Origin of the sequence: Microbacterium sp. K35, assembly GCF_004794375.1 — a bacterium.
GTDB lineage: Bacteria > Actinomycetota > Actinomycetes > Actinomycetales > Microbacteriaceae > Microbacterium > Microbacterium sufflavum.
In genome coordinates, this window is the sequence record NZ_SSDM01000421.1 from 1 (window position 1) to 9,725 (window position 9,725).

Genomic DNA, 9,725 nt, shown 5'->3' on the forward strand with positions numbered 1-9,725 from the left:
CTCGCCGCGGGGCTCGCCGCGCACGACGTGCTCGCGGCGGGGCTGCCGTCGACGCTGCTCGTGGCGCCCGACGTGACCGAGGCCAGACACCTCATGCCGGGCGACGACGACCCCAGCGTGATCGAGCTGCGGCAGGGCGGTGGCTTCGCGCGCACGGTGGGGGTGGACTCCGCGCTCGCCGGGTTCGTCGGCGCGTGCGACGGGGAGCTCACGGTGGCGCAGATCGTCGGCGCGCTGGCCGACCTGTTCGACGTGCCGCTGGCGGACCTGTGGGCCGACCTGGAGCCGAAGATCCGCTCCCTCGTGCGGGACGGCTTCCTGACACCGGGGGAATAGACGCGGCATCCATGCGTTCGAATACATCATGAAGGCTTTCGGATTCCTCTCCTTCGGGCACTACGCAGACGTGCCCGGCTCGGCGACCCGCACCGCGGGCGACATGCTGAAGCAGACGATCGAGATCGCGGAGGGGGCCGACGAGCTGGGCGTGAACGGCGCGTACGTGCGCGTGCACCACTGGGCGCGCCAGGCGGCCTCGCCCATGCCGCTGCTGACCGCCATGGCCGCGCGCACCGAGCGCATCGAGGTCGGCACCGGCGTGATCGACATGCGCTACGAGAACCCCTTCCAGTTCGCGGAGGAGGCCGCCGCGCTCGACCTCATCGCCGACGGCCGCATCGCCCTCGGCGTGAGCCGTGGTTCACCCGAGACCGCGCTGCGCGGCTACGAGACGTTCGGCTTCCGCGACACCGAGGACCCGGAGCGCGGCAGCGTGCTGGCGCGCGAGAAGTTCGAGATCTTCCTGCGCGCCATCGACGGGGAGCGCCTCGCCCCTGGCGACCCGCGCATGGTGGGTGCCGGGCAGTACCTGGCCATCGAGCCGCAGTCGCCCACCCTCCGCGACCACATCTGGTGGGGCTCCGGCTCGCGCGCCACGGCCGAGGAGACCGGACGCCAGGGCCTCAACATGATGAGCTCCACCCTCGTGACCGAGGCCACGGGACAGCCGTTCCACGAGCTGCAGCGCGAGCAGATCGACCTGTTCCGCGCCGCGTACAAGGAGGCCGGGCACACCGGGACCCCGCGGGTGTCGGTGAGCCGCAGCGTCTTCCCGCTGATCTCCGACATGGATCGCGCCTACTTCGGGCTGCGCAGCGAGGAGAACGGCGACCAGATCGGCGTGATCGACGGGTTCCGCTCCACGTTCGGCAAGACCTACGCCGCGGAGCCCGACGTGCTCATCCAGCAGCTGCTCGCGGACGAGGCCGTGATGGCCGCCGACACCCTCATGCTCACGATCCCCAACCAGCTCGGCCCGGAGTACAACCTGCACGTGCTGGAGGCGTTCGCGGAGCACGTGGCCCCGGCGCTCGGGTGGAAGCCGAACACCGAGGGACCCGTGCAGGGCGACCCGGTCGCCTGACGCCGGTCGCCCCGCGCCGTCCGCGGCTCGGATCAGCCCTTCGCGGGGCCGAACAGCTCCTCGCCGTGCTCGTGCAGGAGCTTGTACGCGTCGGCGAAGGTCTGCGGCTCGGGCTCGCCGGGCGTGCCGTAGCGCGCGATGAGCAGGCCGAGCAGCCCGCGTGCCGGCGGGGTCAGCGGCTTGAGGTGGTCCGCCTCGTTCGGCTGCGGCGTGCCCTCCTCGGGGTTCGGCGGCGTGTAGGCCGGGGTGGTCACGGGCCAGTCGGCCGGATGCCGCGGCCTGTCGAGGTTCACCACGTTCATGAGCGTGTTCGCCGACTGGTCGCGGTCGTTGAGCGGCTTCAGGCCGTGCAACCGCGACAGCGTCGCGGTGACCGAGCCGTGGTGCATCTCGTCGTGGATGATGGTGCCGCGGCGTGTGTACGCCGACACCGCGATCGCGGGCACCCGGCAGCCCAGACGGTCGAACGTGAAGCCCATCTCGCCGGCCTTCGTGTCGGGCGTCGGCTTCGTGGCGGCGGGCGGCGGCACGTGGTCGTAGCAGCCGCCGTGCTCGTCGAACGTGATGAGCAGCAGGGTGTTCACGGCGTTCGAGCCGTCGGGCGTCGCACTCGTGCGCACCGCCTCGTAGATGTCGTGGATCAGGCGGTCCCCGGCGCGCACGTCCGAGATGGCGCTGTCGAACACCGGCTCGCCGTCGACCACGCTCTCCCGCGGCGACCCGAACGGCGGGTGGAAGTCGTTGTGGTCGTAGACCATCCGCGGCTCGATGAACGCGTAGGCGGGGAGGGTGCCGTTCTTCGCATCGGCGTAGAAGTCCTCCATCGTGCCGAAGTGCTCGGTGCGCCAGTACTTCTCCAGCACGGCGGCGTGCAGCATGCCCGTGAACGACACGAGCTGCAGCTTGTCGATGTAGATCTTCCAGCTGACCTTCGCGTCTTCCAGCCGGTTGAACACGGTGGGTGCCGCGGGGGCGTCGATCCACTTCTTGTAGCCGCCGCCGGCCTGGTTCGTGACGAAGCCGTGCGAGGTGGACGCGTGGAAGAACGAGCGGTTGCAGAACGTCTGCGAGGGGACGGCCGCGTACCAGTGGTCGAACACGGCGAACTCCGACGCCAGGGTCGACAGCACCGGCAGCATCTCGGGCGAGAACGAGCCCATGATGTGCCGGGCTTCGTCGACGCTCGGCTCCGTGCCGCCGCGGAGCCGCCGGAAGTTGATGATGTAGTCCTCGAGGAAGCCCGACATCGTCGCCTTCTCACCGTGCGTCGGGGCGTTGAACGGCGCGGACATCTGGTCGACGAACAGGTCGGCGTTGGTCTTCGGGTCGACCGTGCCGAAGATCTGGGTGTTGACGTGCGGGTACTCCTCGCCCGGGTCGGGGTCGGGCAGGCTCATGATCCGGTCGGTGTCGCCCTGGTAGACATGCGCATCGACCACGGTGCCGTCGGCGGCGGTGTTGCTGTGCGAGCCGAACGCCAGACCCTCGAACGTCTCGCCCTTCGGCAGGTTGTCCTTCGAGTACAGGTAGCCGAGCAGGTTGTCGAACGAGCGGTTCTCGCCCATCACCACGACCACGTGGTCGAAGCCCGGCTCCTTCCGCGGCGTGAGGGCGGCGAACGGATCATCGCCGGTCGCGAAGCCGTCGCGCGGGTTGTTCCCCGCCACGGACGCGCCGATCGCCGCGCCTCCGGCCCCGCCGATGACGGCCCCCGCGAGTGCGGCACCCCCCACCTTGAAGAACCCGCGGCGGGACGTGTCGCGGGGGGCGGGAGACGGGGAGGGGGAGTCTTCGTCGGCCATGCGCCGATCCTATGACCGGGCGGGGCGGCTCCGCAGGGGTCGGGCGCTGTTCACAACTCCGGAGAAATCGAGCCCCATGGCCGGATGGCAGCGCAGGAGACGACGTGTCGCCCGAGAACTCCGGAGTTGTGAACGGATGAGGGCGGGTCAGGCGGCGGGGATCCAGAGCACGGCGCCGTCGCGCCAGCCCAGGCCGGCGGGGCCCTCCGGGATCGGCTGCTCGTGGCGGGGGCGGACGACGCGCAGCCGCTTCCCGGCGAACTCGACGATGTAGACCACGTCGGCACCGCGGTACACGTGCGCCACGACCTCGACCGCCACCGGGGCGTCCGCGCCGACCGCCGGCGCCAGGTGCAGGTCCTCCTGACGCAGCACCACCTCGCCCGAGCCGTCGGCGCCCGCACCGGTCAGCGGCACCTGCACGCCCGTGCCGTCGACCGTCGCGGTCACACCGGAACGGGTCGCGGGGAGCAGGTTCGCCGCCCCGATGAAGTCCGCCGCAAACGGGGTGCGCGGGGAGCCGTACAGCTCGGCGGGCGCACCCTCCTGCTCGATCACGCCGCCGTTCATCAGCACGATCCGGTCGGACAGGCTCATGGCCTCCTCCTGGTCGTGCGTGACGAACACCGTGGTGAGGCCGAGGGTGCGGTGCAGCTCCTTCAGCTCCACCTGCATGTCTTCCCGCAGTCGCGCGTCGAGGTTCGACAGGGGCTCGTCGAGCAGCAGCACCCGCGGCTCGAACGCGATCGCTCGGGCGAGGGCCACGCGCTGCTGCTGGCCGCCGGACAGCTGGGCGGGCATGCGGTCGGCGAGGTGACCCATCTGCACGCGCTCCAGCGCCCGCACCGCGAGCTCCTTCTGCTCGGCCTTGGGCTTGTCGCCGGCCATCCGCAGCCCGAAGCGCACGTTCTCGACCACGCTCATGTGCGGGAACAGCGCATAGCTCTGGAACATCATGCCGAGGTGCCGCTTCTCGGGCGGCAGCTTCGTGACGTCCTGTCCCGCGATCTCGATCGTGCCGCTGGTGGGCGACTCGAGTCCGGCGATGCAGCGGAGCAGCGTGGTCTTGCCGCAGCCCGACGGACCGAGCAGCGAGACGAACTCGCCGGACCGCATCGAGAGGTCGATGCCCTTGAGCACCTTCGTCCCCTTGAAGTCCTTGGTGAGTGAGGTGATGGTGAGCGTTGTCATCAGACGAACAACCTTCCCAGGCCGATGATGCGTTCGAGGACGATCATGAGGACGACGGTGAGCAGGACCATGAGGGTCGAGACGGCCGCCACGGTGGGCGACGTGCTGAACTCCAGCTGGCCGTAGATGGCGATGGGCAGCGTCTCCAGCTGCGGGGTGCGCAGGAAGAGGGCGATGACCGCATCGTCGAACGAGATGTTGAAGGCGAAGAACGCGCCGGCCGCGATGCCGGGGCGGGCGATGGGGAGCACGACGAGCCGGTAGCGGTTCCAGGTGCTGGCGCCGAGGGTGCGCGCGGCCTCCTCGGTGAAGTGGTCGGCGCGCGTCATCACCCCGGTCACGGTGCGCATCACGTACGGGATCGCGATGACCACGTGGATCGCGATCAGCACGCCGACGTTCGGCGAGCCGATCGTCAGGGACGCGATCGACAGCGCACCGATGGCGAGGATGATCGTGGGGATCGTCAGCGGCGACATCAGCAGCGCCTGGATCGCGGCCCCGCCGGGGACGCGGAAGCGGGTGAGCGCCAGCGCGGCCGCCGTGCCGATCGCCGCGGCGACGATCGCGACCGTCACACCCACCACGAGGCTCAGGCGGAACGGCTCCAGGTAGGTGTCGGAGGTGAGCGCCTCCACGTACCAGTCGAGCGTGAAGCCCTGACCGGGGAACGTGAGGAAGCGGTTCTCGCCCACCGAGGCGCCGGCGACGACGAGCAGCGGCACGAGCATGTACAGCGTCACGACGACGCCGAGGAGGATCGCGAGGATCCGGCCGAGGATCGGAACGGAACGGACCATGGTCACACCTTCTGCTTCCCGAGCCGGGACGTGGCCGCGAGCACGAGCATGACGCCCGCGAACAGCAGCACGGCCTGCGCCGCCGCGAACGCCCAGTCGAGGTTGGTGGTCGCGTCGACGTAGATGGTCTGCGCGAACACGGGGATCTGCGAGCCGCCGATGAAGCGGGGGGTGATGAACGAGCTCACCGACAGCACGAACACCAGCGAGGCGCCCGCGACGATGCCCGGCACCGACAGCGGCAGCACCACGTGGCGCAGCGTGCGCCAGAAGCCGGCGCCGAGCGTGCGCGACGCCTCTTCCAGCTGCGGCCTGATGCCGGAGATCACGCCGAGGATGCTGAGCACCGCGAACGGCAGGAGCACCTGCACCATCGCGATCACCACGCCCGTCTCGGTGCCGAGGAAGCCCTGGGTGCCGCCGACGAGGAGCTCCGCGCCGGGGATCTGCATCATCAGGCCCGACGGACCCATCAGCACCACCCAGCCGAACGTGCGCACCACGACGCTGGTCATCAGCGGCAGGATCACCACGATCAGCAGGAACGAGCGCACCTTCGAGCCGGCCCTGGCCATGATGTACGACAGCGGGATGGCGATGACCAGCGTGATCACCGTCTGGATCACCCCCAGGCGGAGCGAACGCAGCGCCGCCTGGAGGTGATATTCGCTCGCGAACAAGCGGGTGAAGTTGTCGAGGGTGAACCCGCCTGCCGGCGATTGCACGCTCATGAGAAGCATGCCGGCCACCGGGGTGAGGAAGGCGAGCGCGAGCAGCACGATCGCCGGCAGGAGCAGGAGCCAGGGCTCCCTACGGGTTCGGACGCTCATTTGGTGATCAGCGCATTCCACTCGTCGGTCCACGACTGACGCGACGCGGCGATGTCGCCGGGCGCGTAGACGACGACGTCGTCGAGCTCGTCGCCGGTGAGCACGGACTCGGCCGCCTCGTCCGACAGCTCGGCCTTGGTGTTGACCGGGGAGTAGCGCATGTTCTCCGCGAAGACGGCCTGCGCCTCCGGGCGCAGCTCGAAGTCGATGAACAGCTTCGCCAGGTCGGGGTTGTCGCGACCCTCGACCACGTTCGCGGTGATGAGCGACGCCGTCGCACCCTCCTCGGGCACGATGAACTCCACCGGGAGACCCGCGTCCTGCAGCGTGCCCGCGTAGTCCATGGCGTACGGGGCGAGCCAGGTGTCGCGCTGGGCGAACGCGGTCTGCAGGTCGGGCGAGGTCGGCACCACGATCGCGTCGCCCGACGAGGCCAGGGCCCCGAGCTCCGAGATCGCCTCGGACGGGTCGTCGATGCCGCCGCCGAGGGTGTCGGCCACCCGCAGCATCGACAGCACGCCGTACGTGTTCGAGAAGTCGGTCAGCGCGATGTGACCGGCGTACGCGTCGTCGAACAGGTCCTCCCACGAGGTGGGCGCCGGAGCGTCCGCCTCGGTGTTGTAGACCAGGCCGATCGGGGCGAGCTGGATGACGGGGCCCTCGCCGCGCTCGAGACCGGCGGTCGCGATGTCGATCAGGTCGCCGGACTCCGACAGGTCGTCGGCGGCGATCGGCGCGATGAGGCCCTGCTCGGCGGCGGTGAACTCCTGGCCGCCGGAGAAGTGCACGACGTCGATCTGCGGGCTCGCCTTCTGGGCGGTGACCTGCGCGAGCGCGTCGGCGCTGTACAGGGTGATCAGCTCGACCTTCGCGCCCGTCTCCTCCTCGAACGGGTCGACGACGGCCTCGATGAAGGCCTTCTCCCAGTCGCCGCCGAACGACGTGACGACCAGGGTCTCGCCGGCGAACTCCTTCTCGCCGCCGGACGCGGAGGACTCGTCGTCACCGGCGGCACAGCCGGCGAGGACGAGGGCACCGGTGGCGACGAGCGCTCCGGCGGTGAGGATTCTGCGGGTGTTCATGCACTGCTCCTTCGGGATGGGTCCAGCACGGGGGGAGGGGTGACGCCTAGAGGCGTCCGAGGGTGAGCTGCTTCGCTCCGTCGATGCGGATCGCGGCGCTCTCCTGAGCGAACTCCGCGAGTCCTTCGGTGATGCCGGCCCAGATGTTGACGGGTGTCCATCCGAGCGGGCCGAGAATACGGGCACCACGATCGTAGAAGACGCCGATCTCATACCACTCGAACGGCAGTCCGCCCATCTGCATCGGGCGCTGCCAGTACCACTGCAGATCACCGGGTGCGGGCACGACCTGCTGGTTCTCGGCGGGCACGGCCTCAGGGTCGAAGTTCTGCGCCTCCTCGGGCAGTCCCATCATGACCTCGGGCCCGGCGTACATCGCGTGCATGGTCTGCATGGTGACCGGCTTCTCCAGCGCGCCCCACATCGCCTCGCACGTGCGGGGGGCGAGGTCCTCGAACAGCGTGGCGACGGCGCGGACGCCGTTCTCGTACTCGAGGAAGATCTGCTTGGTCATCGGGTTCCTTTCTTCGCGGCGGAGGATTCCGCCGCTCGTTCACGGGCGGCCTCGACGAACGCCGCGAACAGCGGGCGCTCCTCGGCGGCCTCATCGGGGTCGATCATCTTCTCGGGGTGCCACTGCACCGCCCAGAAGGGCCACCCGCCGTCGGTCTCGACGGCCTCGACGATGCCGTCGGGCGCCCAGGCCACGGGCCGCAGGCCGGGCGCGGACCGATCGACGGACTGATGGTGGATGGTGTTCACGATCCGCTCGGTCGTGCCGTACAGGGCGGCGAGGCGGCTGTCCTCGGCGAACACGACGGGGTGCCGTGCCGAGAGCTGCTGGTCGGCGCCGCGCACCGGATGGTGATGCTCGGTGGCGGGGATGTCGACGATCAGCGAGCCGCCGAAGGCGACGGTGCTCACCTGCAGGCCGCGGCAGATCGCGAGCACGGGGAGGCCGCGGTCGCGGGCGCCGAGGGCCAGGGCGATCTCGTAGCCGTCGCGGGCGGAGTCGTACGTCTTGCCGTCCTGCGGGGCGGCGCCGTAGCGGGAGGGGTGCACGTCTTCCCCGCCGGAGAGCACCAGCCCGTCGAGACGGTCGAGCACCTCGTCCACCCCGCCGGTGGGCGGCAGCAGGACGACGGCGCCGCCGGCTGCCTCGACCGGCGCGGCGTACTCGGCACCGAGCGTGTGGGCCGGGCGACCCGTGCCGAGGTCGGTGTCGATGAGGCGGCGCCACGTGGTGATGCCGATGAGCGGGCGGGTCACGACAGCTCGATCCAGGTGGTCTTGAGGTCGGTGAACTTCTCCATCGCGTGCAGGCTCTTGTCGCGCCCGAAGCCGGAGCCCTTGACGCCCCCGAACGGGATGGTCATGTCGCCCTCCTCGAAGCAGTTGACCCACACGACCCCGGCGCGCAGGCGCCGCGAGAGGGTGTGCACGGCGTTGAGGTCGGTGCTCCACAGCGCGGCGGCGAGCCCGTACTCGGTGCCGTTGGCGATGGCCAGGGCCTCCTCCACGTCGTCGTACGCGATGACCGAGAGCACCGGGCCGAACACCTCGCGCTGTGCGACCTCGTGCTGCGGGGTGACCCCGAGCACGACGGGGGCGAAGTAGCTGCCGCCGTCGACCGCGGCGAAGCGCTCGGGGCTGCCGGCCGCCAGCTCGCCGCCCTCGGCCTGTGCCCGCTCCACGAAGCCGGCGATGCCGGAGAGCTGCTTCTCGCTGACGATCGCGCCCATCGAGGTGCCCACGTCGAACGGGTCGGCCGGGAGCGTGGTGCGGGCCACGTCGGCGGCGATCTCCAGGGCCCGGTCACGCTGCGCCCGCGGCACGAGCAGCCGCGACGAGGCCGTGCACATCTGGCCCTGGTTGTAGAAGCAGCCGTCGGCGGTCGCCCGCACGGCGCGCTCCAGGTCGGCGTCGGGGAGCACGAGGCTCGCGGTCTTGCCGCCCAGCTCGGGCCACACCCGCTTGCCGTTGGAGGCGGCGGCGTAGCCGAGGAACCGGCGGCCGACCTCGGGGGAGCCGGTGAAGGTGACGACGTCGACGTCGTGGTGCTCGCCGAGGGCCCGGCCGGCGATGTGCCCGGCGCCGGGGGTGACGTTGAGCACGCCGGCGGGGATGCCCGCCTCGTGCGCGAGCTCGGCGAGGCGGAGCGCGGAGAAGGTGGTGTGCTCGGCGGGCTTGAGCACCACGCTGTTGCCGACCGCGAGCGCGGGGGCGAGCTTCCACGCGGTCATCGTGAGCGGGAAGTTCCACGGTACGACGGCGGCGACCACACCGGCGGGTTCGCGGGTGACGAGGGCGAGGCTGCCCGGCGCGGTGACGGGCAGCTCGTCGAGCACCTTGTCGACGGCCTCGCCGTACCAGCGGAAGCAGTTCACCACGGCGCGCAGCTCGGTCTGCAGGGCCTCGCGCACGGGCTTGCCCATCTCCAGCGAGATGGTGAGGGCGAGCTCTTCGGCGTTGTCGTGGATGAGCTGCGCGAACGCGATCAGGCGCTGCCCGCGCTCGCGGGGGGCGATGCGCGACCAGACGCCGGAGTCGAACGCGGCGCGGGCCGAGCGGACGGCGCGGTCGACGTCGGCGTCCGA

The 9,725-nt window shown here is 70.7% G+C and carries 9 protein-coding genes and 1 pseudogene; 2 read left to right on the forward strand and 8 right to left on the reverse strand.

Annotated features, from left to right (window positions below; all coding sequences use genetic code 11):
* Positions 1 to 336: pseudogene (locus tag DW299_RS18375) on the forward strand (PqqD family protein); the annotation flags it as partial.
* 28 nt (positions 337 to 364) lie between these two features.
* Positions 365 to 1,423, forward strand: coding sequence for an LLM class flavin-dependent oxidoreductase (locus tag DW299_RS18380; RefSeq protein ID WP_136037430.1), 1,059 nt, complete (start codon positions 365 to 367; stop codon positions 1,421 to 1,423).
* 32 nt (positions 1,424 to 1,455) lie between these two features.
* On the opposite strand, the gene DW299_RS18385 is transcribed toward DW299_RS18380, so the two are convergent.
* The 8 genes from DW299_RS18385 to DW299_RS18420 all read right to left on the reverse strand — a co-directional run.
* Positions 1,456 to 3,225 (reverse strand): alkaline phosphatase family protein, encoded by a 1,770-nt coding sequence (locus tag DW299_RS18385; RefSeq protein WP_136037431.1) that lies wholly within the window; start codon positions 3,223 to 3,225, stop codon positions 1,456 to 1,458.
* Between the two features lie 147 nt (positions 3,226 to 3,372).
* Positions 3,373 to 4,416 carry an ABC transporter ATP-binding protein gene (locus tag DW299_RS18390; protein ID WP_136037432.1) on the reverse strand — a complete coding sequence of 348 codons (1,044 nt, stop codon included), beginning with the start codon at positions 4,414 to 4,416 and terminating at the stop codon, positions 3,373 to 3,375.
* Complete coding sequence (locus DW299_RS18395; RefSeq protein ID WP_206252167.1) at positions 4,416 to 5,216, reverse strand: ABC transporter permease; 801 nt, start codon at positions 5,214 to 5,216, stop codon at positions 4,416 to 4,418. Before DW299_RS18395 ends, DW299_RS18390 begins: the two co-directional genes overlap by 1 nt.
* A 2-nt stretch (positions 5,217 to 5,218) precedes the next feature.
* Positions 5,219 to 6,046, reverse strand: coding sequence for an ABC transporter permease (locus DW299_RS18400; protein ID WP_136037433.1), 828 nt, complete (start codon positions 6,044 to 6,046; stop codon positions 5,219 to 5,221).
* Positions 6,043 to 7,128, reverse strand: a complete 1,086-nt coding sequence (locus DW299_RS18405) for an ABC transporter substrate-binding protein (RefSeq protein WP_136033792.1) — start codon at positions 7,126 to 7,128, stop codon at positions 6,043 to 6,045. The genes DW299_RS18400 and DW299_RS18405 overlap by 4 nt, the downstream gene beginning before the upstream one ends.
* A 46-nt stretch (positions 7,129 to 7,174) precedes the next feature.
* Entirely contained in the window at positions 7,175 to 7,642 is a 468-nt protein-coding gene (locus DW299_RS18410; RefSeq protein WP_136033794.1) for a DUF3830 family protein, read from the reverse strand.
* A complete protein-coding gene (locus DW299_RS18415; protein WP_168443178.1) occupies positions 7,639 to 8,397 on the reverse strand; it encodes a gamma-glutamyl-gamma-aminobutyrate hydrolase family protein in 759 nt (252 codons plus the stop codon). The genes DW299_RS18410 and DW299_RS18415 overlap by 4 nt, the downstream gene beginning before the upstream one ends.
* On the reverse strand, positions 8,394 to 9,725 hold a 1,332-nt coding region (locus DW299_RS18420; RefSeq protein ID WP_136037435.1), incomplete at its 5' end, for an aldehyde dehydrogenase family protein. The genes DW299_RS18415 and DW299_RS18420, both read right to left, overlap by 4 nt.

Coding starts and splice junctions, on each gene's coding strand:
- DW299_RS18380 (WP_136037430.1), top strand. CDS start 365: ATGAAGGCTTTCGGATTCCTCTCCTTCGGGCACTACGCAGACGTGCCC.
- DW299_RS18385 (WP_136037431.1), bottom strand. CDS start 3,225: ATGGCCGACGAAGACTCCCCCTCCCCGTCTCCCGCCCCCCGCGACACG.
- DW299_RS18390 (WP_136037432.1), bottom strand. CDS start 4,416: ATGACAACGCTCACCATCACCTCACTCACCAAGGACTTCAAGGGGACG.
- DW299_RS18395 (WP_206252167.1), bottom strand. CDS start 5,216: ATGGTCCGTTCCGTTCCGATCCTCGGCCGGATCCTCGCGATCCTCCTC.
- DW299_RS18400 (WP_136037433.1), bottom strand. CDS start 6,046: ATGAGCGTCCGAACCCGTAGGGAGCCCTGGCTCCTGCTCCTGCCGGCG.
- DW299_RS18405 (WP_136033792.1), bottom strand. CDS start 7,128: ATGAACACCCGCAGAATCCTCACCGCCGGAGCGCTCGTCGCCACCGGT.
- DW299_RS18410 (WP_136033794.1), bottom strand. CDS start 7,642: ATGACCAAGCAGATCTTCCTCGAGTACGAGAACGGCGTCCGCGCCGTC.